The following is a 22,584-nucleotide window of genomic DNA, read 5'->3' on the forward strand; positions in this document are numbered from 1 at the left end:
TGCCCGGTGCATCGCCTGCGATGGCTGGAGCGCTATCGCTTAGCGCTGAAAGCTAAAAATCGGAAAAAGCCCTACCCCTGCAGCGCCTCAAAAAACAATTCCGCGTCTGATTCATCCCCAAGCACCATGGCGGCTTCACGTATTGCTGCCTTGCGATACTCGGGTTTCAGTTCCCAATCATCGTCGCGCAGGTCTTCATCGGCGTGGTGAAACACCACACCGATCGCCGCTGCCGCCGCCACGAACGTCAGCAGGTCGGGCGCGAACTCATCCGCGTTCCAAGAACCCGCGCCGTGGCGCGCAAACAATATCTGCCCGGTCTGGGTATCCAGAATGAACGGGTCGGCGTTCATATCGGCGATGACCAGCCATTCATCCCGCCAATCAGCAACGCGCTGCCCGTTTGACGCATCCCATCGATAACCCGCTTGCAGGTTCCATAAACGATGCAGCGGCGGAAAACTGATGGCGGTCTCTGACAATGTGATGCCTACCGGGCCGACGTTCTCGTGATAGGTCTTGCCCCACGGGCCGATCTGCTCGTAGAACTCCGCCAAGGGTTCGGGCAAAGGAATATCGCCCGACCACGCGCTGCGGGGTTGCGGGCGCAGTTCGCCGAACAGGGAAAATTGTTCTCGGACTTTGGGAATGGAAATCATGGCGGCGATGGGCAAATGCGGAATGCGAATGCCGGGGATTATCGCCGCTCGGTGACGTTGCCAGAAACTGAAGGGGCCGCCATCAGTAAGTTGTAGGGGTTGATTGCGCCGCCGTCATAGATGCCATAGTGCAAATGTGGCGGCGTGCCTTTGGCGTTGCCGGTATTGCCCACGTACCCCAGCACATCGCCTGCGGCGACCAATTGTCCGCGCTGAATGTCCGCATAGCCGTCCAGGTGTGCGTAGTAATGCCGCTGGCGGCCCGGCCCCAACACCCACACCACCTGCCCGCCCAGATTGTTGGTGCCGACCTGCATGACGACGCCTTCCGTCGTGGACAGCACGGGCGTCCCGCGGGCTGCGAAGATGTCGATGCCTTCATGCCGCCGCCCGCCCGCGCGCGCTGCGCCCCACGTGTCGGCCAGGCGCGCAGGCGTGACGCCCTGCACCGGAACCGGCAAAGCGGCAGGCGCTTCCTGCCATGCCAGCCGCGCCATATGCCAAGGCGCACGTGCCGCATCCGGCAACCGCGGCCACGCCCAAACTGCCAGCGCGGCAACGAAAGCCAGGACGACGACACGCCGCAGAAAACGCCATAGGGGATGTGCATTCATGAAAGGTTCGACGCGAGGCGGTCCGCGGGGTTCCCCACCGGACTTCTACGCCGTCATCACACGAACACCAAACAAACCGGCGTCGACACCTGGGCGACCACATCCGGGTTGCCCAAGCGTCCGGTCGCAGCGTCTACGCGCAAGCGCAGGATCGAATCGCCTTTTTGGTTTAGCGCATACACGCTGCCGCCGTCTGGCGACAGGCTTAGCGCGCGCGGGAAGCGTAGCCCTTCGGTCCAGGTTTGCAGCGGCGTCAGCGCGCCATCTGCGCCGATGCCAAAGACGGCGATGCTGTCGGCCTGCGGGTGGTCGTTCTGAACGCGGCGCGTGGACGCGTACAGGTAGCGGCCCGACGGGTGGATCAGCAACGCCGCCGCATTGGCCGTGCCGGTAAAGCCTGCGGGGGTGGCCGGCACGGTGTGGCGCGGTTCCAGGATGCGGCCTGCACGGGCGTCGTATCCCAAGCAGGCGATGGTGGCGTTCAGCTCGTTGACGACATACAGCAGCCAGCCGCCAGGATGCAGCGCGAGGTGCCGGGGGCCGCTGCCGGCCGGCAATGGCGTGCGGCTGGCAAGCGTCAGGCGGCCGTCTTTCAGGGTGAACAGATTGAGGCGGTCGCTGCCTAGGTCAGTGGCCAGCACGCGTTGGCCGGTGGGGTCGAACAGCACCATGTGCGGATGCGCGGATTCCTGTTCGGGACGCGGGCCGGAGCCGGCCTCTTTGACAATGCCCGAGACCGTGCCCAATGACCCGTCGCGTTGGATCGGGAACACGTTGTAGGTGCCGCCCAAGTATTGCGCGGTGACCAGATGGCGGCCGTCGGGCGATACCGCCAAGTGTGCGGGCGCGGTGCTGGCCAATGATAGCGGCTGCCGGTTCAGCAAGTGCAAGGTGCCGTCGTTGGCGTTGATGGCATAGGCTTCCGCAGTGCCTCGGGGCAGGCCTTCCCAGTGATCGATTTCATTGATGGCGTAAAGAAAGCGCCGTGACGGGTGCACCGCAAGAAACGATGGGTTGACGCTTGGCGCCACTTGAACCAGACGCCATTCGTCACCGCGCAGTGCGAAAACGTGTATGCCGATTGACGGCGGACCGCCTGCGGTGCCGCCCGGCGCGTCGTGCGTGTACGTGCCTACGTAGGCGAAGCGGACGGCGTCGGGCGCGACCGCTGGCGCGCCCACCGCAGACAGCCACGGGCCTATCGCCCCCGCGGCCGATATGCCGCCGGCGAACTGGATGAAGGATCTGCGCGGCGCACTCGAAAGAGAGTTCATGACACATTCCGGCAAGGCAAGCCGCGCGCCATCATGGGCGCACCGACATTGCGTGGTGGAAGATATTGTTGGGATCGTAGCGGCGCTTGACCTGTTGCAGGAAGGGGTACAACCCGCCGTCGCCGTAATACAGCTGCGGCCAGAACGGATAGGCCAGCATGTCGCGGTCGGGGTAGTTGATGTAGCAACCCTGATAGCGGCTGCCGGGATACGGCGTGCCTGCGTAGGCCGCGCCCTGCCCCGGGCCGGTATAGACATCGCGATAGAAATCCGCCATCCAGCGCAAGTGCATGGCGTCGTGTTCGAGGTTGTTCCAATAGGTTTGGTACTGAAGCTTCATGACGGAGTCGCGCTGATGAACGGCCGTATCTCTTAAGCGTTCAGGCCGGTTGATGGCGCCGCCATACGAATCCACCTGCAACAGCGACTGCCGCAGATCGGCGCCGGGCATGTCACGCGTCAGGTGCGCGTAAATGCGCGCGGACTCGTGCGCCGTGAAGTTGCCCTTCATATAGGCCGATTTGTATTTGCCGCGCTGGTTCGGCCCCGAGCCGTTCAGCGTTTGCGTGGCCGCGAGCCAGTCATAGCGGATGACGGTGTGGGGTTCGCTACAGAGCAAGTCGCCACCCAGGCGCGGACGCGGCAGGCCGGGCGTGGCGGCGCGCGCGGCAACGGGCGCACATGGGCGAAAGCGGTCAAGAAAGTCTTGCAGCACGCTCAAGTTACGGCACGTGCCATCCGGATTGCAGAACTGCACAACCATCACGATCTGCCCGGCTGACTGGTGCGTGAGTTTAAGCAATGCAAACATGCCCCAGGTGTCGGCATCCCTGCCCCGCGTGTCCCAGTAGTTGCCGTAGATATCCAGCAGCTGGGCAAAGCGGGCGGGCGTCATGCCCGCCCAGTCGAACGCAACGGTGGCGATAGCCACTTCGCGCGGCGCTTGCGGCAGCGTGGCGAAACCGTAGCTGGTGATGACGCCAAAGTTTCCGCCGCCCCCGCCCCGGCAGGCGCGAAACAAGTCTGCATCGTGCGTGGCGTTGACGGTACGCGGCACGACTTGGCCGCTGGCGTCCACGGTCAGGATGTCGACGGCGCTTAACCAATCGGACGCCAACCCTTGCAGGCGTGACAACAAGCCGTAGCCGCCGCCGCTGATGTGGCCGCCCGCCCCCACCGAATAGCAGGAACCGCCGGGCAACGACACGCCGTAGCGCTTGTACAAGTCTTGATCGCCATTCCAGTTTTGTGAGCCGGCCGCAATGCGGAGCAAGCCGTCGGCCGATGGCGGCACGCGGTCTAGCAGGCTCAAGTCCAGGATGGCGCCGCCCGGGTTGTTCGAGACGAAGTCTTCGTAGCAATGGCCGCCGCTGCGCACCGTCGGGCGCATGCCCGCGGCGACGATGCGGGACAACACAGCGGCCGCGTCGTCGGGGGTTTCACAGAGTTCGATGCGGGCGGCGGCCTCGGCGGGCTGCGCCGGCCACCGCAGGTTGAAGCCCTTTTTAAGGGTGATGTAGCGGGGATCGCCTTGCGTCACGCTGATGCTCATCTTGACTCGCCTCCCGGGCCGCATGCTTGGCCACGACGCGTCAAGGATAGGCCGGGAGCCCGCCGAAGATCTGTAAGAGGAGTCCGATTTTTCAATCGTTATATGCATGGACGGCCGATGCGCCGGCCTCCGCTGCCTCGCCCGGCCCCTTGCCGCCGCTACTGATACCGCTCGCGATATCCCACCGGCGACATGCCGCAGTACTTGTTGAAGATATCTCGAAACGCTTTGGTGTCGTTGTAGCCGACTTCATACATGACTTCGGCCACGCTGATGCGCGAACTCTCCAGGCGCTTCTTCGCCGCTTCCACGCGCACACGCTGCACGTATTCGACGATGCTGTTGCCGGTGGCTTGGCGAAAGCGGCGTTCCAATGTGCGGCGGCCCAACGCGTGACGATCCGCCAGATCTTCGACCGTGATTTTTTCTGTATAGCGCCCTTCGATATACGTCTGCACGGCGCGCACGACCTCGTCAGCGTGCGCCTTCTGGCCCATGAACACGGCGAACGGCAATTGGCTTTGCCGGCTCCAGTCCAGCTGGAAATACTTGGCGCACCAGATGGCGGTGTCGCGGTCGGTGTATTTTTCGATCAGGTGCAAGACCAGATGCGCAGCGGAGAACGCACCGCCGCTGGTGTAGACGCCGTTCTCGGCCATGACGACGCGGTCGCTCGTCCACTGCACATTGGGGAACAGGCTGGCGTACAGATTCTGCGCCACCCAATGCACCACCGCCTGTTGGCCGTCCAGCACGCCGCCCGCCGCCAGCAGCGCGGCGCCCATGCACAGGCTGGCCACTTCGCCGCCGTTGCGGTGATGGCGGGCCAGCCATTCGATCAGTTCGCGGTTGGACAACACGGCGTCGGACACCGCGCCCAGCAAGGGCGGCGCAATGCAGATATCCACGTCTGGCGCATCGGCCAACACCATATCGGCCTGCACCCGGATGCGCCCGTCATCCAGGCTGACTTCGCGCGTAAGCGCCAGCGTGCGCACCGTGAACTGGGGCGGGCGGCCATGCGCGGCAAGGTATTCGTTGGCCACCAGGAAACCGTGGCGCGCAGTTTCCAGCGAGGCGATATTCGCACCCGTCGGCAGAAGAAAGGCGACGTTTTTCATGCCGATAAGCATACGCCTGAGAGGTGTCGCAATCCACCCGCAAGAATGTCGCAAATCCCTATCTGAAACGGCCGCCAATCCCGATAAAGTGGCATCTACCGGCTGTCAGGCCGGGCGGGCGCCGGCCATGACCAGCGGGCGCGGCCGGCGCCCGTAGAACAACAAGGATCAAAGGAGTGGAAGATGGAAAAGTACATAGATGGTTACCTGCTTGCCGTGCCAAAAGCGAACCTGCCGACGTATACCGAGATGGCCAACAAGGCCAAGGCGGTGTGGCTGGAACATGGCGCGCTGGATTACCGCGAATGCGTGGCCGACGACATCGATAAGGAAGGGTTTGCGTCGTTTTCGAAGGCGGCGGGCGCGCAGGACGGCGAAACGGTGGTGTTCGCCTGGATTCTTTACGAGAACAAGGCTGAACGCGACCGCATCAACGAGAAGGTGATGGCCGACCCCCGCTTGAACGACATGGCCTGCGAGGGCGTGTTCGATTTCAAGCGGATGCACTGGGGCGGGTTCAGCACTTTGGTCGCCAAGTAAAAAATAAAACGGGCAGCGTGTCGATTTCGGCACTGCCCGTTCGTCGTAGTAGCAGGAGGACCCGCCCCCGCATTGCATTGTGGCCGGCCCGGTCCGTCCCCCACCAGTCATTCAACAATTCTGGAGACACACCATGGCTACCCCTGCAACGCAACCCATTCCCCAAGGCATGCACACCGTCACCGCGCACATCGTGTGCGAAGGCGCGGCGGACGCCATCGCGTTCTACAAGAAGGCGTTCAACGCCGAAGAGCTGGCGCGCCTGCCCGGCCCCAATGGCAAGATCATGCACGCGGCCATTCGCATCGGCGATTCCGTGGTGATGCTGATGGATGACTTTCCCGAATGGGGCAGCCTGGGGCCGAAGGCGCTGAAGGGTTCGCCCGTGACGCTGCACCTGTACGTCAAAGACGTGGACGCCGCCATGAAGCAGGCGACGGATGCGGGCGCCACCGTGGCGATGCCCGTGGCCGACATGTTCTGGGGCGACCGCTATGGCCAGGTGATTGACCCCTGCGGCCACCGCTGGTCGATCGCCACGCACAAGTTCGATTATTCGCCCGAAGAAATCCAGCAGAACATGGCGAAGATGGGCGAGATGAGCGGTTGCGGCGACGCGGCTAAAAAATAAGCGCCGCCCCACGGCCGGCACGACGCCGTCCCGGCCGTAGATAGCCGCTTACTGAGGCGTGTACGGCCCCAGGAAGTCGAGCTTGCCGATCTTTACGCCCGCGTTGCGCAAGATCGCATACGCGGTTGTCACGTGGAAATAGAAGTTGGGCAGTGCGAAGGTCAGCAGATACGTATCGCCCTGGAACTCGGGTTTGAAGTCGCCGAAGTTCACGACGATTTTGCGGGATTCCGCGCCTTCCACCTGCTCGGGCGTCACCGTTTTCAGGTAGGCGATGGTGTCGGCGATGCGCTGCTGCAACTGCGCAAACGTGGTTTCCTCGTCCGGAAACTTGGGCGCCTGGCCTTGCGACAAACGCTGAACGGCAAATTTTGCGGCGTCGCTGGCGCGCTGGATCTGGCCGGACAAGGGATACATATCAGGCGCAAGCCGCGCGTTGACGAGTTCGGACGGATCGAGCCCGGCGGCGGCGGCGTGCGCCTCTGCTTTTTCCAGCAACGAAGCCAGCACGGACATGCCGCGGATGAAGACAGGCACAGACGCCTGATAGACAGAAAGAGTCATGGCAATGGATTCCAAAATTGGCCCGCGCTTGGGGCCGGCCTGAACGGCGCCCACGCGGGCGCTATAGGGATCAGGGATGCGCAGATCTTACTGCCGCGCCATGCCGAATCCCGGGCGTGGCGGCCGACATCAGCATTCTCAAAAGACGAACAATCGACGAAAAAAACGACGACATTCCGAAGCATCGCCGCGGCTATGGCGCGGCCTGCCCGGCCCCCGCGCGGCGCAGGCTTTGAAAGAACCGCCAGACCAGCGCCGACGCATCCGGCCCGCCGCGCGCGTGGTACTTCACCGTGGCATCGCCGCCACTCCAGGCGTGTTCCAGCCGCGTGATCTCGCATAGCCGCAGCACGGTCTTGCGGCCGCGCATCATGTCCAGCCGACGATACGCCTTTTCGGTGCCCAGGCCCAGCACGCGTTCCATCGGCGTATCTTCCGGGCGCAAGCCATTCAGGGCGCGGAATTGTTCGAACAATTGCTTGGCATTGCGGGGGGCTACCGCCGGGTCCAACTGACCTTGCAGGATCAGCGCGGGCATGCCCAGTTGGAACACGGCGGGGTCCGCCACGCCTTCCAGGATGGGCAGCAAAGGCTTGACCGACCCGCGCCGCATCGTGCTGATGCCGTTGGCGGCGGTGTGCGCGTCGCCCACGACCGGGCCGGAATGCATGGCCACGGCGGCAACCAGCGACGGATGCCGCAAGGCGACAAGGGCCGCCATGCCGGCCCCTGCCGACATCCCGGCGACGTAGACACGTTCGGGGTCCAGCCCATGGCGCGCGACCTCGGACCGGATCAACGCCGCGATCAGATCAGCCTCGCCGCCGCCATGCGGGTCATCGGGCTGAAACCAGCGCCAACAACGCTGCACTTGGCGCGTCATGGACTGTTGCGGATACAGCACCATGAAGCCGCCAGCGTCCGCCCATTGGTTCATGCGCGTGCCACGCGCAAACGACAGCGACGTCTGCCGGCAGCCGTGCAGCATCACGACAACCGGCAGACCGGTCTTGGCCGCGGCAGCGGGCGTGTAGCGCGCAAAAGCCAACTGCCGCCCTGCCCCATCAGAGAACTGCCGCGACGCTTCCCAGCGCCCGCCGCCCAGCGATGAAACTGCGGGCATACGTGACGGGGTGCTGGCGGATGCTGTGCTGGTGGATGCTGTGCTGGCAGATGACGGATTGCCCGCCGCTGGCTTGGCCGTCGTCTTGCGCGCCGCAGGGCGCTTGCGGGCGGGCTTGGGCGACGCCATGCGTAACGCGGCGCGCTGGAGCTTGCTTAATTTCTTGGCGGCTTTGAAAAACAGACTGGTAAAACTGCGTGCCATTGCTAGGCCTCGGCCAGTAAACCTTCTCTTAGAACCTCGGGGCCGGGCCGGGACCGCCTGTCAGCAAGTGCAGACAGGACATCAATGCGACGGCGATGGTAAGGATGGACAATACCCTGAGCACTTTACTGGAGTCGGGACGCGTCAACACCGCTGTCATGCGTGTGATGATGTAAGCCCCTACCATTAAGCCAATTGCCGGAATCATGGTGCCTCCCCTTGGAGATCTGTTTGCGGACGGGCTCGTGCGCTGCCGCGTGTGCGAGCCCAGAAAAAAGAACGTCTGCACCGCCTCTTGGGGCGGATCATTTTGTGCGTGAAATGTATCACACAGTAACTTTCGCGCCGCACCTCAAACGGTGATCAACGCCGCCTCGCTTGCCCTACATCAAGCGGGCCGCGCATCCTGGGCAACGATAGGCGCCGTGCACTTGAGCACGTGCCGCAAAGCGCCTAAGGTGGACACTTCGCATCAACAAGACGCATTCATGTTCCCCAACGACAGACCCCAGACTCTGGGCGAAGAAATCGCCAACACCATCAGCCATGGCGTGGGCGCGGCCGCCGCCGTCGCCTCTGCCCCCATCCTCATGATTGCCGCCGTGCGTCAGGGCGACGCCGCGTTCATCGCGGGCGCGGCGGTCTTTGCGGTGTCGATGTGCCTGCTGTATCTGGCCTCCACCATCTATCACGCGCTGCCGCGGTGCCGCGCCAAACAGATTTTCAATGTGCTGGACCACTCGGCCATCTACCTGCTGATCGCCGGCACCTATACGCCGTTTGCCTTGGGTGCGCTGCGCGGGCCTTGGGGATGGACGCTGTTCGGTCTGGTGTGGGGGCTGGCGCTGGTGGGCGTGGGGCTGAAGGCCAGCAAGCGCCTGAACCGGCCCGCCATTTCCACCGGCTTGTATCTGGCGATGGGGTGGATCGTCGTCATTGCGGTGAACCCGCTGATCGAACGCGTGCCCACGGGGGGACTGTGGTGGCTGGTTGCGGGCGGCCTGGCATATACGGGCGGCGTGGTGTTTTTCGTGTTCGACAACCGCTGGCGCTACAGCCATTTCATCTGGCATCTGTTCGTGCTGGCCGGTACGGTCTGCCACTTCTTCGCGGTGCTCTGGTACGCCGCATAACGCACGCGTCGTGGCGTCCTCCGCATAACGCACGCGTCATAGCGTCCGCCGCAACGCGCGCCGCTACCCCAAGCCCTGGCGCAGGAACTCGGTTGGCGAGCGGCCCAGCACCCGGCGGAACATCGTTGAGAACGCCGCGGGGCTCTGGTAGCCGAAGTCCAGCGCAATAGCGGTTACTGCTGCGCCCGCCGCCAGCCGCGCCAGCGCCTGCACCACGCAGGCGCGCTGGCGCCATTCCGAAAACGACATCCCCGTTTGCTGATGGAAATAGCGGCTGAACGTGCGCGCGCTCATGTGCAGGCGGCCGGCCCAGGCGTGCGGAGGCTGACGGGCATCGGGCGCGGCGATGAAGGCGCGGCACAAGGGCGCCAGCCGCTTGTCGCGCGGCACCGGGATGTGCAAGGGCAAGACGCAAGCCCGGTCCACCTCGTGCACCAGCAGCGCGGCCAGCGCGCCGTCGCGGCCCGCCAGCTCGTAGGCGGCGGGCATATCCACCGCGTCCAGCAATAACTGCCGCAGTAGCGGCGACACCTCGATCACTTCACACGCGGTGCGCTGCGCGCGCGCCGCCCCCGGTTCCAGGTACGCGCTGCGCGTGCTGACGTCCAGCATGCGCACCTGATGCGTGACGCCTGCCGGTATCCACACGGCGCGTTGCGGCGGCACCACCCAGTTGCCGTCACGCGTGGTCACCTGCATGACGCCGGTTGCGCCATACAACAGTTGCGCGCGCCGATGCGAGTGCGCAGGCAGCAGCGTGCCGGGTGGATAGTCGTTGCCGATGGCGACGACCGCGCGGTCCAGGGAATCGTAGTGGTCGATATGCGTATTGCGCATGGCAGACGATGACGCGTTGGCCGAAACGCAAACATTATTGTCCAATCCTCGAAAGCAGGCCACGCCGCGCCGCCGTATCGTCGTTTCTTTCCCGCGATCGGACGAACGGCATGCTGTATGTGATTTTGGCGATATTTGGCTGCGCAAGCGGCGTTACCACGGTGCTGTTTGGCTTTGGCGGCGGCTTTGTGGTGGTGCCTGTGCTGTATGGCGTGTTGACGGCCACGCATGGCGCGAACGACGCCATCGGCCAATCGGCCATGCATATCGCGGTGGCCACTTCCACCTGCGTGATGATCGTCAATTCCCTTGCCGCCACGCGCAAGCATCAGCGCGCAGGCAATATCCTGCGCGCCTACGTGTGGCCGCTGGCGGGCTTTATCGCCGTGGGCGCCTTGCTGGGCGCATGGGCCGCCACGCGCGCCAGCGGCGATCTGGTGCGCGTGGCGTTCATTGTCTATCTGGGCGTGACGATTCTGGACTGCGTGCTGCGCCAGGGCTTCATGGCGCAACACGATGCGCAAGCCCCCCGGCCGCTGGGCCAAGGCGTGGTGGTGGGCGGCGGCGTGGTCATCGGCGCCATCGCCACGTTTCTGGGCGTGGGCGGCAGCGTGATGACCGTGCCGCTGTTGCGCCGCCGCGGCTTGCCCATGGCCAAGGCCGCCGCGATGGCCAACCCGTTGACGCTGCCCGTTGCGCTGGCGGGCACCGTCGCCTACATGGCGGCCGCGCGCAACCTGCCCGCGGCGCTCGCGCCCTGGATCGTGGGGTATGTGGATTTGCTGGCGTTCGCCGCTCTGGCGCTGGGGTCGCTGATCGGCATCCGCCTGGGCGCGCCGCTGATTCCGCGCATTCCCGACCGCTTGCATGCGCGCGTCTACATCCTGCTGCTGGCGCTGGTGATGCTGAGCATGCTGCTGATTTAAGCGGGTGACGGCAAGCGAGGGCGGCTGCAAGCGGCTGACAACAAGCGGCATACTTCAAGCGGGTCACTTCAAGCGGGTCACTTCAAGCAAGTGACAGCAAGCGAAGCGAGCCGCTCATCCGACCACGCCGCACCGCGAATTTCCGCGCGTCGCGCGCGGTTATCTGGCTCGGCCCCCACACCTAAGGAAACATCGCGGCCAGCAGCGACTACGAAACCGCGCAAAACGTTTCCGCGCCGCCTCCAGGGGCCGCCCTCCTGGCGCGGCAGCCCATATCGTGGTCTGCCGACACAGGAAAACACATCGCGAAACTTGTCCCGCGCCCGGTCACGTCGTCATCATGGTCGGACACTTAACCGGAACAAGGAGGTTTCATGCAGCGTTCCACTTACGCATTCCTATCCGCCGCGATGTTGACGACGGCGTTGTCCGGTGCTCCCGCCCTGGCGCAAAACGCCAGCCAGCCGCCGGCGGCTCAACCGCAAATGGCCCCCGCCATCGCCCAGCCCACCGACCAGCAGTTGCAGCGCTTTGCCTCGGCGTCGCAGAAGGTGTCGGGCGTGGTTGACGAGTACCGTCCCAAGGTCGAGGCCGCGAAAACGGACGACGCCAAGCAAAAGGTAGTCCAGGAAGCGGACGCCAAGATGGTGCAGCTGGTGCGTGCCGACGGGCTGACCGTCGAAGAATTCAATGGCATCGGCCAGGCCGTGCAGCAAAACCCGCAACTAAAGCAGCGGGTCATGAACTTGAGCCAGGGCGCGCCCAAGCAGTAAGGCTGGACCGGGGATTGTCCGGCCTGCGCCACGCGCCCCTCGGGGTACGTGGCGCTTTTTATTGCCCGCGCCGTCTGGCCGCGTCTGGCCGCGTCTGGCCCCGTCTGGCCCCGTCTGGCCCCGTCTGGCCCCGTCTGGCCTGTACGCAGCGTCATCGCAACGCTTGCCGCTCGCGCGGCCTGCCCCGCCCATGGCGCGATCGCAGTATGCTGGCTGCGGTTCTCACCCCGAAGACACCTTCAAGGAGCGCGGTATCTTGACCCCGGACCTTACCCTGTACGACCTGGCGGGCGCTGATGCGTCGCTACGCTTCAGCCCGCATTGCTGGAAGACGCATATGGCCTTGGCTCACAAGGGCCTGTCCGCCAAGACGGTGCCGTGGCGCTTTACGGAAAAGGAAGCAATTGATTTTTCCGGGCAGAAGCTTGTGCCGGTGCTGGTGCACGACACCCACGTCGTCAGCGATTCCTGGCAGATTGCCTGCTATCTGGAAGACACGTTTCCAGAACGCCCGTCGCTGTTTGGCGGCGCGGGCGGGCGCGCGGTGAGCCTGTTTGCGAACAGCTGGGCCGACACCACGCTGGTGCCGGTGCTGGCGCGCCTGCTGCTGCCCGCCATCCATGGCCTGATTCACGAGAAAGATCAGGACTACTTCCGCGCCTCGCGCGAGAAACGCTTCGGCAAGCTGGAAGACCTGCCCGCGGGTTACGCCGACCAGGTCGCCGCATTGCGCGCCGCCCTGCTGCCGCTGCGCCATCTGCTGGGCAAGCAGCCCTACCTGTCGGGCAGCCAGCATGCCTATGCCGACTACGCGGTGTTTGGCATGTTCATGTGGGCGCGCTGCACGAGTTCCCTGGAACTGCTGGCGGAAGACGACCCCGTGTACGCGTGGCGCGAACGGCTGCTGGATGCCTTTGACGGCCTGGCGCGCCGCGCGCCGACCGCAGCGGCGTAAGCAGCGCGGCCAGGGCGAGCCGCGCACCGGGCAATGGCAATCGGGGTAATCAGCGCACCGGGCAATCAGCGCGATCAGGTCTTCAGGCGATAACCCGTCTTGAAGATCCAGCGCACGCCGATCAAGCATGCCAGCAGGAACACAAGGGTCATGCCCACGCTGACCCCGACGCTCACGTCCGACACGCCGTAGAACGCCCACCGGAAACCGCTGACCAGATAGACCACCGGGTTGAACAACGTGGCGGTCTGCCAGAACGGCGGCAGCATCTTGATGGAATAGAAGGTGCCGCCCAGAAAAGTCAGCGGCGTGATGATCATCAGCGGAATGATTTGCAGCTTCTCAAAGCCATCGGCCCACACGCCGATGATGAAGCCGAACAGGCTGAACGTGACGGCCGTCAGCACCAAGAAGCCCAGCATCCAGATCGGATGCGCGATCTCGAACGACACGAACAGCCGCGCCGTCGCCAGCATGATCAGCCCCAAAATGATGGACTTGCTGGCGGCCGCGCCCACATAGCCCATGACGATCTCCACGTAGGAAATCGGCGCGGAGTGGATTTCGTAGATGGTGCCCGAAAACCGCGGCATGTAGATGCCGAACGACGCATTGGCGATGCTTTGCGTCAACAGCGACAGCATGATCATGCCCGGCACGATGAACGCGCCGTAGCTCACGCCGTCGATCTCGACCATGTGCGAGCCGATGGCCGAACCGAACACCACGAAGTACAGCGACGTGGAAATGACGGGCGACAACACGCTTTGCATCAGCGTGCGCCAAGCGCGGGCCATTTCAAACAGATAGATAGCGCGAATGGCGTAGAAGTTCATGATTGACCGTGTACCAGGCTGACAAAAATATCCTCGAGCGAGCTTTCCGATGAATTCAGGTCGGTGAATTCAATCTGGAGCCGGCTAAGGTCGTGCAGCAGCTGGGAAATCTGGCCGCCGCCCTGGTTGTCGTAGGTGTAGACCAGCTTGTAGCCGTCGGCCGACAAGTCCAGCTGATAGGCGTCAAGCGCGGTGGGAATGCCCGGCAGCGGCGCAGTCAGCGTCAGACTCAGCTGGCGCTTGCCCAGCTTGGCCATCAGCGCGTTCTTTTCTTCGACCAGAATGATCTCGCCCTTGCGGATCACGCCGATGCGGTCGGCCATTTCCTGCGCTTCTTCGATGTAGTGCGTCGTCAGGATGATCGTGACGCCGCTCTCGCGCAGGCGCCGCACCATTTCCCACATGCCGCGCCGCAGTTCGACGTCCACGCCTGCCGTGGGTTCGTCCAGGAACAGAATGGCCGGCTCGTGCGACAGCGCTTTGGCGATCATCACGCGGCGTTTCATGCCGCCCGACAGCGCCATGATGCGGCTGTCTTTCTTGTCCCACAGCGACAAGTCGCGCAGCACCTTTTCGATATACGCGGGGTTGGCCGGCTTGCCGAACAGGCCACGGCTGAACGTCACCGTGTTCCAGACGCTTTCAAAGGCGTCGGTGGAAATTTCTTGCGGCACCAGGCCGATCTTGGAGCGCGCGGCGCGAAAGTCCGACACGATGTCGTGGCCATCGGCCAGCACCCGGCCGTCGCTGGGGTTGACGATGCCGCAGATGATGCTGATCAGCGTGGTCTTGCCCGCGCCGTTCGGCCCGAGCAAGGCGAAGATCTCACCACGTTGAATTTCCAGGTTGACGCTTTTCAGCGCCTGGAATCCCGAGGCATACCGTTTGGATAAACCCTGAACTGAAATGACAGGCTGCACACGCGCCCCCAACTTGATCGATAGTCAGGGATTTTACCCGCCACGACGGGGGCCGCTTGGTCGACGTGGCGGAACGCTGTGTTCGCGATTCGGGAATTACCGGCCCCAGCGCAGCACCAGCGGGTCCAGCCGGCGGGCGGTTTCCAAGAGGCCCTGGCGGACCTCGTCGCGCATGGCGGGGAACGGATGCCGGGGCGCGTCGCACGCGATCACCCCGCCCGCCTTCATCAGCGCCTTGGCCGTCAGGATGCCGCCCTGGCGGTTCTCGTAGTTGATCAGCGGCAGCCAGCGTTCGTACAGGCGGTAGGCCTCGTCGCGCTGGCCCGCCCGGTGCGCCGCGATGATGGGGCGGATGCCGTCAGCAAAACCGCCCCCCGTCATCGAGCCCGTGGCGCCTGCGTCCAGGTCCGGCAGCAAGGTAATGGCCTCTTCGCCGTCCCACGGCCCTTCCACGGCCGCGCCGCCCAGCGCAATCAGGTCGCGCAGCTTGGACGCTGCCCCAGCCGTTTCAATCTTGAAATACGACACCTGTTCAATCTCACGCGCCATGTTCGCCAGCAGCGCCGCCGACAGCGGCGTGCCGGCCACCGGCGCGTCCTGGATCATGATGGGAATATCCACCGCGTCCGACACCTGCTGAAAGAAGGCTTCGACCTGCGATTCGGATACGCGGATGGTGGCGCCGTGATACGGCGGCATGATCATCAGCATGGCCGCGCCCAGGTCCTGCGCGCGGCGGCTGCGCGCGGCGCACACGCGGGTGCTGAAGTGCGTGGTGGTCACAATCACCGGCACGCGGCCCGCCACGTGTTCCAGGATGGTGCGCGTCAAGACGTCTCGTTCGTCGTCCGACAGCACGAACTGTTCGGAGAAGTTGGCCAGGATGCACAGCCCGTCCACGCCCGAGTCGATCATGAAGTCCACCGCGCGTTTCTGGCTGGGCAGGTCCAGCTCGCCCGACTCGGTGAACGGCGTGGGCACCACCGGGAATATGCCGCGGTAGCGCGGCGCCTGCGCAGCCGCCGACGCCGGCATCGGCGCCGACGTTGTGGAGGTCGCGGGCGTTGTTGTCGTCGTCATGGCGGGCCTATTCGATGATGTTGAAATCGTTCAGGTATTCGGTCTTCAAGGTCAGGCCCAGGCCCGGCTTGTTGTCGTCCAGGTCGATAAAGCCTTCCTTGGCGACGGGCTCGCCGTCGAAGATGTAGTAGAACAGCTCGTTGCCCACTTCCACGTCGAACATCGGGAAGTACTCGCTCATGGGTGACGCCAGCGTGCTCATCGTCAGATGGTAGTTGTGCATCTGCCCCGCGTGCGGAATGACCGGCACGCTATAGGCCTCGCATAGCGCATTGATCTTGTGCGCCGCCGTGATGCCGCCCACGCGGTTGGTGTCGTACTGCACGACAGACACGGCCTTGCGGTCCAGCAGCTGTTTGAACCCGTACAAAGAAAACTCGTGCTCGCCGCCCGAAATCGGAATCGACGTCAGCTGGTTCAATTCGGCATAGCCGTCGATATCGTCAGCAATGACGGGTTCTTCCAGCCAGCGTGGTTCGAATTTTTCCAGCTTGGGCAGGATGCGCTTGGCGTATTCCAGGTTCCAGCCCATATAGCATTCCAGCATCAGGTCGGTGTCATAGCCGATGACTTCACGCACCGCCTCCACCGACTTCAAGTTCTCGGACACGCCCTTTTGCAGATGCGCCGGCCCGTAGCCAAAGCGCATCTTGAACGCGGTGAAGCCTTGGTCCAGATAGGCCTGCGCCTCGTCCTGCATGGCCTTCAAGTCGGTGCGGTAGAGCTTGGAGTAATAGACCGGAATCTTTTCCTTCGTGCGCCCGCCCAGCAGCTTGAAGACGGGCTTGTTCACGGACTTGCCCAGAATGTCCCAGATGGCCAGGTCCACGCCCGAAATCGCCGCCATCGTCACGCCCTTGCGGCCCCAGGCGTGGGTGGCGCGGTACATGCGCTGCCACAGGTATTCGTAGTCCCAGGGGTCCTGGCCCACCACCAGCGGCGCCAGGTATTGGTCGATGATGGCCTTGGCCACGCGCGGGGCCAGCGCCACATTGCCCAGGCCCACGATGCCGTCGTCGGTTTCCACTTCCACCACGGTCCAGCCGTGAAAGCGGAAGGTGCTCATGGTTTCCTGCTTGGAATACAGCAGGTCCATGGCGTTAGAGCAGAAATTGCCTTGCGGCGGCACGGTCTTGCCGGTCCATTCGAAGACGCGGGCGCGGACGGATTTGATCTTCATGGGGAATCCAACCTTATTGGGAAAGGGAACGATGCGACCGGCCCATGCGGCAGGCGATCAGAAAGGCCTGCCAGGTGGCGTCCACATTCGCGCGGCCCTGGCCCGCGATGTCGTACGCCGTGCCGTGCGCGGGCGTGGTGATGGGAATGGGCAGGCCGCCCTGCACGGTCACGCCGCGCGAAAAGCCCAGCAGCTTGATGGCGATCTGCCCCTGGTCGTGATACATGGTGACAATCGCCTGGAACTCGCCGGCCTGCGCTTTCAGGAAGATGGTGTCGGCCGGGAACGGGCCTTGCACGGGCAAGCCTTCTTCATTCAGCTGGCGCACGGCGGGCGCGATGATGTCGACCTCTTCGCGGCCGCACGTGCCGCCGTCGCCGCCATGCGGGTTGAACGCCGCCACCGCCACGCGGGGCGCGTCGATGCCGTTGGCCTGCAATGACCGGTAGATGAGCCTTGTCGCCGCCTTGATGCCGTCGATGCTGAGCGCGGCCGCCGCGTCCTTCAGCGGAATGTGCGACGACACGCGAGACGTCCACAGATCGCCCAAGGTATTGAATTCACAGAAATAGCCGGTGACGCCCAGGTACTGCGCAAAGTGGTGCAGCTCGTCGTCGTGCTGCAAGCCGCCCTGCTTCATGGCGTACTTGTTCAGCGGCGCAAAACAGATCGCGTCGACATGGCCATCGCGCGCGGCGTCCATGCAGGCGTTCAGCACGCGCAGCACCGATGCGCCGCCGGGCGCCTGCGCCTGGCCCACGGTCACCTGATCGGGCCGCACCGTGTCCATCGCCAGCCAGGCGGGCAGATGGGTATCCGCGCGGTGGCGCACGGCCTCCAGGCTGTCCACGGCTTGGGTCGCGACGGTCACGCCCGCCACGCGCTGGCCGGCTTTCCACAGCCAGGCATCGCCCACCAGCACGATGTTGGCGTGCTCGCAGGCGTCGGGGCGCGCCAGCAGGCGGGCGATCAATTCAGCGCCGATGCCGGCGGGGTCGCCCAGGGTCAGGGCAATTACGGGGAGTTGCTGCGGCGTCATGCTGGTGTCATTCCACGGAAATGTTGTTCTTCTTGATGATGCCGGCGTAGCGCTGGTTCTCGGTCTTGTGGAACTGCGCAAACTGTTCCTGGCTCAGCGGGGTGATGTCTGCGCCAATCGCCAGCAAGCGCGTCTGCGTTTCGGGCAGCGCCAGGATCTGGTTGACGTCGTCATGGATGCGTTTCTGGATGCCGGCAGGCGTGGCGCTGGGCATGTAGATGCCGTACCAGGCGCTCATTTCCACGCCTGGCACGCCGGCTTCGGCCATCGTCGGCACGTCGGGCAGCTGCGCATTGCGGCGGGCGCTCAGCACCGCCAGCGCGCGCACCTTGCCGCTCTTGATGTGGGGGATGACCGACGACGCGGTTTCAAAGGCGATCTGCACCTGCCCGCCCATCAGGTCGACCATGGCGGGGCCGCTGCCGCGATACGGGATGTGCGTCATCTGCACGCCGGTGGCGTCCTTGAACAGTTCGGCCGCGATGTGCTGCGTGCTGCCCGAGCCGCTGCTGGCGAAGTTGTATTCGCCCGGCTTGCTCTTTAACAGCGCGATCAATTCCTGCACGGTCTTGGCCGGCACCTGGTTGTTCACGACCAGGATGTTGGGCACCGCGCCCACGAATACCACCGGAGTCAGGTCGCGGTCGTTGTCGTAGCCCAGCTTCAGCAGATGCGGCGCGATGGCGTGCGCCGTGGACACGCCCATCACCATCGTGTGGTTGTCGGCGGACTTCGCGGCCAGATCCGCCGCCAGCGTGTTCGACGCGCCGGGCTTGTTCTCGACGACCACGGTCTGTTTCAGCATCGGCCCCAGCCGGTCGGCCACGGCGCGCGCCATGGCATCCGTGCCGCCGCCCGGGGCCGAGCCCACCAACAGACGCAAAGGTTTCGTGGGCCAGCCGGCAGCTGGGGTTTGGGCGGCGGCTGGGGCCGGCGCCATTGCCGACAGGCACAGGGCGCCCGCCGCCATCGCGGCCAATACGCGGATCTTCATGGTTGTCTCCTTGGGGTTTTCTTTGCCGCTGACGGGCATTTCTTATGGGTTCATCTTAGGGATTCGGTTCGTTTCCGTAAAATGAAACTTTTGCACCAATCGTTCACCACAGGCGATCAATCATGGAACGCACCCTGAACGTCCCCGCGCTGCTGTCGCGCTTGCGCATGCGGCAAATCGTGCTGCTGCTGGCGATTGACGAACGCGGCACGCTGCGCGCGGCCGCCACCCAGCTGAACATGACCCAATCGGCCGCCAGCAAAATGCTGCACGAGCTTGAGCTGGCGCTGGGCCAGCCGCTGTTTGAACGCGTGGGCCGTGGGCTGGCGCTGACACCGGCCGGCGATTGCGTCATGGGCTATTTCCGCGGCATGCGCGGCACGGTGTCATCGCTGGCGCGTGAACTGGACGAGCTGCGGCTGGGCAGCGCAGGCAAGCTGTTCATTGGCAGCATCATGGCGGCGTCGCCCGGCCATCTGACCGACGCGCTTTTGCGGTTAAAGCAAACCTATCCGCTGCTGGCCGTGGAAATTTCTACGGGCACCAGCGATCTGCTGATTGCGCAACTGAATGAGGGCAAGCTGGATGTAGTAATTGGGCGCATGCTGACCGCGTCCGACCGCAACTACGTGTTCCGCCCGATCGGCGACGAAGCGCTGTCCGTGATCGCGGCGGTGGATCACCCGCTGGCGGGCCAGAAGCGCGTGAGCTTCGAGGCGATGCAGGACTACGCCTGGATACTGCAACCGCAGGGCAGCCCCATGCGGGACGTGATCGAACAGGAATTCCGGTCACACCGCATTGCCCTGCCCCCGGGGCTGATTGAATCCGCGTCCATCCTCACAACGACCAACCTGGCGATGAAGTCACAGATGCTGGGCGTGATTCCGGAATCCGTCGCCAGCCGCTACGCGCGCCACGGCTTATTGACCATCCTGCCGTATCAGATCCAGCAGTCGCTGACCGCATTTGGCAGCATCGTTTCGCGCGACCGCCCGCTGACCGCAGCCGGACAGCATTTTGTCGACTTGCTGCATGAAGATAAGCGATGATAAATGCGCGTTCGGCGCAATTTTGCCTGCCTGGCGCAGTACAATCGCCGATTGCGCTTTTTGCGTTTTTCTCTTGAGGTCTATCCGTGAGTGCTCTGCCCGCGTGTCCGAAATGCCAATCCGAATTCACCTACGAAGATGGCAGCACGTATGTCTGCCCGGAATGCGCGCATGAATGGTCGGCCCAAGACGCCGCGCCCGCCGACGACGATGCCCGCGTCTACCGCGACTCGGCCGGCAACGTGCTGCAAGACGGCGACACCGTCACCGTCATCAAGGACTTGAAACTCAAGGGCTCGGGCGGCGTGGTGAAAATGGGCACGAAGGTCAAGAGCATCCGCCTGGTGGATAGCGACCACGACATCGACTGCAAGATCGACGGCTTCGGGCAAATGAGCCTGAAGTCGGAGTTCGTCAAAAAGGTCTGACGCAGCGCCGCTCGCCTTGCCGGTGTTGCCCCGCTCGCCCTGCGCCAGTTGTAAGCCTTACGCCACTTGCCCGGCATGAACGCCGGGCAAGCGCGGGCCACCCGCAATCACATGTCTTCGTCTTCTTGCTGCTTGGGCATCAAGTACGCCGTCAGTGTGCTGGACAGCCCCGCCATGACCCACAGCACAAAGAACGACACGGTGTAAAAGCCCACGCGCCCCGTGGGCACATGCCCGAAGATCGCCACATCCAAGGGGTCGATCAGCGCGAATATCAACGCGCTGCCCATCGCGGCCGCCAGGAACGACGGCCACAAAATCCACATCAATGAACGCAGGCCCATCTGTGCTCTCCCTGCTTTAAGGCTTGGCTTGCGCGGCGCGCGCGCCCTCGCTCGCCTTGGGTGCGGCCTGTTCGATCACCAGGCCGCGCTTGACCACGCCCTCCTGAATCGGCTCGTGGGTGAAGTTGCTATACGCGAAGTAGATCGTGATGAAGCAGCCGATCATGGCGGCGGCAGGACCCGCCATCAGAATCCAGGGCCACGGCTCCTGATACCAGGGCTTGGGCTTGGGCTGGAGCGTCGTTGCGGTTTGGGCGAGGGTCATGGCAGTGTCCTTCAGGCTTAATCAGGTACGTAAAAACTGGCGGCTTCATCGGTCTCGATGGAGCGGTTTTCGCCGTCGTGGCCGCGCGCGCGCAGCGTGATGGAATGCGCGCCGGGTTCCGCGCCTGCCGGCGCGCGAATCACCATCGGCACCAGCTTGTTGGACGCGGCCTCCACTTCCACGGTGTCCGAGCCTTGGCGGCCCGCCATCACCGCCAGCCCCGGCATGCCGTCGGCCGACAGGCGCAGCCGCATTGGGGTGTCCGACGTATTGATGATCTGCAAGCGGTAAACGTTTTCGATCTGTCCGCCCGCCACTTCACGGCCCAGCGCGCCACGGTCGCGAATGACGTCCACCCGCAGCGGGTTGCGCATCGCCAGCGACGCCACGAACGCCACGGCCAGAATCAGGATCAGCGTGCCGTAGATCAGCACGCGCGGGCGCAGCAGATGCGAGCGCGCGCTTTGGGTGCTAAGACCATCGAGCATTGCGCGTTCCGACGTGTAGCGGATCAGGCCGGGCTCGTACTGCATCTTGTCCATGACCTGTTCGCAAGCATCGATACAGGCGCCGCAACCGATGCACATGTATTGCAGGCCTTCGCGGATATCGATGCCGGTGGGGCAGACTTGCACGCACAGGCTGCAATCCACGCAATCGCCCATGCCGGCGGCCTTGTGGTCCACCTTGCGCGAACGGCCGCCGCGCGGATCGCCCCGGCGCTTGTCGTAGGTGACGACGAAGGTGTCCGGGTCCACCATCACGCTTTGAAAGCGCGCGTAGGGGCACATGTATTTGCACACGGATTCGCGCATGAAGCCCGCGTTGCCCCACGTGGCAAAGCCATAGAACAGCATCCAGAACCATTGCCACGGCCCCAGTTGCAGCGTGAAGAGTTCATGCCCCAGTTCACGGATGGGTGCGAAATAGCCGATGAAGGTGGAACCCGTCCACCATGCCAGCGCAATCCACAGCACATGCTTGGTGACTTTCAGGCGCGCCTTGCGCAGCGTCCACGGCGCTTCGTCCAGGCGGATGCGCGCAATGCGGTCGCCTTCAACCTTGCGTTCGATCCACATGAAGATTTCTGTGTAGACCGTTTGCGGACAGGCATAGCCGCAGAACAAGCGCCCTGCCACCGCGGTGAACAGGAACAGCGCCAGCGCGGATATCACCAGCAGCACCGCCAGGTACACCACGTCTTGCGGCCACAACACCAGGCCAAACAAATAGAACTTGCGCGCGCCCAGGTCGAACAGCACGGCCTGCCGGCCGTTCCATTGCAGCCACGGCAAGCCGTAGAAAATCAGCTGGGTGATAAACACGAACGCGATGCGCCAGCGGGCGAAATTGCCACTGACGGATCGCGGATAGATCTTGCTGCGCACCCCGGCGAGCGTCTGCTCCAGCGTTTCGGCCCCGGGGCGCGGCGGACGCGTATGCGGGCGCCAGGGCGGCGGGTCGCCGCCAGGCGGCGTGCCGACGCTTGCGGTTGACCCATCTTCCATATGCTGCTCCGTCCTGTAAGTCCGATGATGTG

At 64.1% G+C, this 22,584-nt stretch carries 25 protein-coding genes; 8 read left to right on the forward strand and 17 right to left on the reverse strand.

Annotation, left to right across the window (positions count from 1 at the left end):
• Window positions 1–71: 71 nt before the first annotated feature.
• The 5 genes from ACFZAI_RS23780 to ACFZAI_RS23800 form a co-directional block, all read right to left on the reverse strand.
• Window positions 72–674: a hypothetical protein gene (locus ACFZAI_RS23780; RefSeq protein ID WP_391569236.1), complete on the reverse strand. Its 603-nt coding sequence runs from the start codon at window positions 672–674 to the stop codon at window positions 72–74.
• A 23-nt stretch (window positions 675–697) separates the two neighbouring features.
• Window positions 698–1,273: a M23 family metallopeptidase gene (locus ACFZAI_RS23785; protein ID WP_391569237.1), complete on the reverse strand. Its 576-nt coding sequence runs from the start codon at window positions 1,271–1,273 to the stop codon at window positions 698–700.
• Between the two features lie 56 nt (window positions 1,274–1,329).
• Window positions 1,330–2,547, reverse strand: a complete 1,218-nt coding sequence (locus ACFZAI_RS23790; RefSeq protein ID WP_391569238.1) for a lactonase family protein — start codon at window positions 2,545–2,547, stop codon at window positions 1,330–1,332.
• Window positions 2,548–2,578: 31 nt separating this feature from the next.
• Complete coding sequence (locus tag ACFZAI_RS23795) at window positions 2,579–4,099, reverse strand: FAD-binding protein (protein ID WP_391569239.1); 1,521 nt, start codon at window positions 4,097–4,099, stop codon at window positions 2,579–2,581.
• Window positions 4,100–4,257: 158 nt separating this feature from the next.
• Complete coding sequence (locus tag ACFZAI_RS23800) at window positions 4,258–5,232, reverse strand: GlxA family transcriptional regulator (protein WP_391569240.1); 975 nt, start codon at window positions 5,230–5,232, stop codon at window positions 4,258–4,260.
• Window positions 5,233–5,403: 171 nt separating this feature from the next.
• On the opposite strand from ACFZAI_RS23800, the gene ACFZAI_RS23805 reads away from it, so the two are divergent.
• The gene (locus ACFZAI_RS23805; RefSeq protein WP_391569241.1) at window positions 5,404–5,760 is read left to right on the forward strand and encodes a DUF1428 domain-containing protein; all 357 of its coding nucleotides are present in this window, start codon (window positions 5,404–5,406) and stop codon (window positions 5,758–5,760) included.
• Window positions 5,761–5,893: 133 nt separating this feature from the next.
• The gene (locus ACFZAI_RS23810) at window positions 5,894–6,391 is read left to right on the forward strand and encodes a VOC family protein (RefSeq protein WP_391569242.1); all 498 of its coding nucleotides are present in this window, start codon (window positions 5,894–5,896) and stop codon (window positions 6,389–6,391) included.
• A 48-nt stretch (window positions 6,392–6,439) separates the two neighbouring features.
• Here the strand turns inward: ACFZAI_RS23810 and ACFZAI_RS23815 are convergent, their stop codons facing one another.
• A complete protein-coding gene (locus ACFZAI_RS23815; protein WP_391569243.1) occupies window positions 6,440–6,955 on the reverse strand; it encodes a DUF1993 family protein in 516 nt (171 codons plus the stop codon).
• A 193-nt stretch (window positions 6,956–7,148) separates the two neighbouring features.
• Window positions 7,149–8,282, reverse strand: coding sequence for an alpha/beta hydrolase family esterase (locus ACFZAI_RS23820; RefSeq protein WP_391569244.1), 1,134 nt, complete (start codon window positions 8,280–8,282; stop codon window positions 7,149–7,151).
• A gap of 488 nt (window positions 8,283–8,770) precedes the next feature.
• Between ACFZAI_RS23820 and ACFZAI_RS23825 the strand changes: the two genes are divergently transcribed.
• Window positions 8,771–9,415 carry a hemolysin III family protein gene (locus tag ACFZAI_RS23825; RefSeq protein ID WP_391569245.1) on the forward strand — a complete coding sequence of 215 codons (645 nt, stop codon included), beginning with the start codon at window positions 8,771–8,773 and terminating at the stop codon, window positions 9,413–9,415.
• 63 nt (window positions 9,416–9,478) lie between these two features.
• Here the strand turns inward: ACFZAI_RS23825 and ACFZAI_RS23830 are convergent, their stop codons facing one another.
• A complete protein-coding gene (locus ACFZAI_RS23830; RefSeq protein ID WP_391569246.1) occupies window positions 9,479–10,252 on the reverse strand; it encodes an AraC family transcriptional regulator in 774 nt (257 codons plus the stop codon).
• Between the two features lie 110 nt (window positions 10,253–10,362).
• Between ACFZAI_RS23830 and ACFZAI_RS23835 the strand changes: the two genes are divergently transcribed.
• The 3 genes from ACFZAI_RS23835 to ACFZAI_RS23845 all read left to right on the forward strand — a co-directional run bounded on the left by ACFZAI_RS23835 (window position 10,363) and on the right by ACFZAI_RS23845 (window position 12,906).
• Entirely contained in the window at window positions 10,363–11,178 is an 816-nt protein-coding gene (locus tag ACFZAI_RS23835; protein WP_391569247.1) for a sulfite exporter TauE/SafE family protein, read from the forward strand.
• Window positions 11,179–11,552: 374 nt separating this feature from the next.
• Window positions 11,553–11,951 carry a DUF4168 domain-containing protein gene (locus tag ACFZAI_RS23840; RefSeq protein ID WP_391569248.1) on the forward strand — a complete coding sequence of 133 codons (399 nt, stop codon included), beginning with the start codon at window positions 11,553–11,555 and terminating at the stop codon, window positions 11,949–11,951.
• A gap of 256 nt (window positions 11,952–12,207) precedes the next feature.
• Window positions 12,208–12,906, forward strand: coding sequence for a glutathione S-transferase family protein (locus ACFZAI_RS23845; RefSeq protein WP_391569249.1), 699 nt, complete (start codon window positions 12,208–12,210; stop codon window positions 12,904–12,906).
• A gap of 74 nt (window positions 12,907–12,980) precedes the next feature.
• On the opposite strand, the gene ACFZAI_RS23850 is transcribed toward ACFZAI_RS23845, so the two are convergent.
• From ACFZAI_RS23850 to ACFZAI_RS23875, 6 genes are all read right to left on the reverse strand, one after another.
• Window positions 12,981–13,742 (reverse strand): ABC transporter permease, encoded by a 762-nt coding sequence (locus ACFZAI_RS23850; RefSeq protein WP_006220442.1) that lies wholly within the window; start codon window positions 13,740–13,742, stop codon window positions 12,981–12,983.
• Complete coding sequence (locus ACFZAI_RS23855) at window positions 13,739–14,662, reverse strand: ABC transporter ATP-binding protein (RefSeq protein WP_391569250.1); 924 nt, start codon at window positions 14,660–14,662, stop codon at window positions 13,739–13,741. Before ACFZAI_RS23855 ends, ACFZAI_RS23850 begins: the two co-directional genes overlap by 4 nt.
• A 96-nt stretch (window positions 14,663–14,758) precedes the next feature.
• A complete protein-coding gene (locus tag ACFZAI_RS23860; RefSeq protein WP_391569705.1) occupies window positions 14,759–15,697 on the reverse strand; it encodes a dihydrodipicolinate synthase family protein in 939 nt (312 codons plus the stop codon).
• A 52-nt stretch (window positions 15,698–15,749) separates the two neighbouring features.
• The gene (locus tag ACFZAI_RS23865) at window positions 15,750–16,922 is read right to left on the reverse strand and encodes an L-rhamnonate dehydratase (protein ID WP_391569251.1); all 1,173 of its coding nucleotides are present in this window, start codon (window positions 16,920–16,922) and stop codon (window positions 15,750–15,752) included.
• A 13-nt stretch (window positions 16,923–16,935) separates the two neighbouring features.
• On the reverse strand, window positions 16,936–17,961 hold the full coding sequence (locus tag ACFZAI_RS23870) for a 4-hydroxythreonine-4-phosphate dehydrogenase PdxA (protein WP_391569252.1): 1,026 nt from the start codon (window positions 17,959–17,961) through the stop codon (window positions 16,936–16,938).
• A gap of 7 nt (window positions 17,962–17,968) precedes the next feature.
• Entirely contained in the window at window positions 17,969–18,955 is a 987-nt protein-coding gene (locus ACFZAI_RS23875) for a Bug family tripartite tricarboxylate transporter substrate binding protein (RefSeq protein WP_391569253.1), read from the reverse strand.
• A 122-nt stretch (window positions 18,956–19,077) separates the two neighbouring features.
• Here ACFZAI_RS23875 and ACFZAI_RS23880 point away from each other — a divergent pair, with 122 nt between their 5' ends.
• Window positions 19,078–20,007 carry a LysR family transcriptional regulator gene (locus tag ACFZAI_RS23880; protein WP_391569254.1) on the forward strand — a complete coding sequence of 310 codons (930 nt, stop codon included), beginning with the start codon at window positions 19,078–19,080 and terminating at the stop codon, window positions 20,005–20,007.
• A gap of 86 nt (window positions 20,008–20,093) precedes the next feature.
• Window positions 20,094–20,435, forward strand: a complete 342-nt coding sequence (locus ACFZAI_RS23885; protein WP_054422110.1) for a zinc ribbon domain-containing protein YjdM — start codon at window positions 20,094–20,096, stop codon at window positions 20,433–20,435.
• Window positions 20,436–20,542: 107 nt separating this feature from the next.
• Here the strand turns inward: ACFZAI_RS23885 and ACFZAI_RS23890 are convergent, their stop codons facing one another.
• Genes ACFZAI_RS23890 through ccoG form a run of 3 tightly spaced genes read right to left on the reverse strand, consistent with a single transcriptional unit; the run spans window position 20,543 to window position 22,552 of the window.
• Entirely contained in the window at window positions 20,543–20,779 is a 237-nt protein-coding gene (locus ACFZAI_RS23890) for a hypothetical protein (RefSeq protein WP_391569255.1), read from the reverse strand.
• Window positions 20,780–20,795: 16 nt separating this feature from the next.
• Entirely contained in the window at window positions 20,796–21,044 is a 249-nt protein-coding gene (locus tag ACFZAI_RS23895) for a FixH family protein (protein WP_391569256.1), read from the reverse strand.
• Window positions 21,045–21,061: 17 nt separating this feature from the next.
• The gene (gene ccoG, locus ACFZAI_RS23900) at window positions 21,062–22,552 is read right to left on the reverse strand and encodes a cytochrome c oxidase accessory protein CcoG (RefSeq protein WP_391569257.1); all 1,491 of its coding nucleotides are present in this window, start codon (window positions 22,550–22,552) and stop codon (window positions 21,062–21,064) included.
• Window positions 22,553–22,584 lie beyond the last annotated feature (32 nt).

The sequence above is a fragment of the Achromobacter sp. NPDC008082 genome (genome assembly GCF_042957345.1).
Classification (GTDB): Bacteria; Pseudomonadota; Gammaproteobacteria; order Burkholderiales; family Burkholderiaceae_B; genus Achromobacter; species Achromobacter kerstersii_A.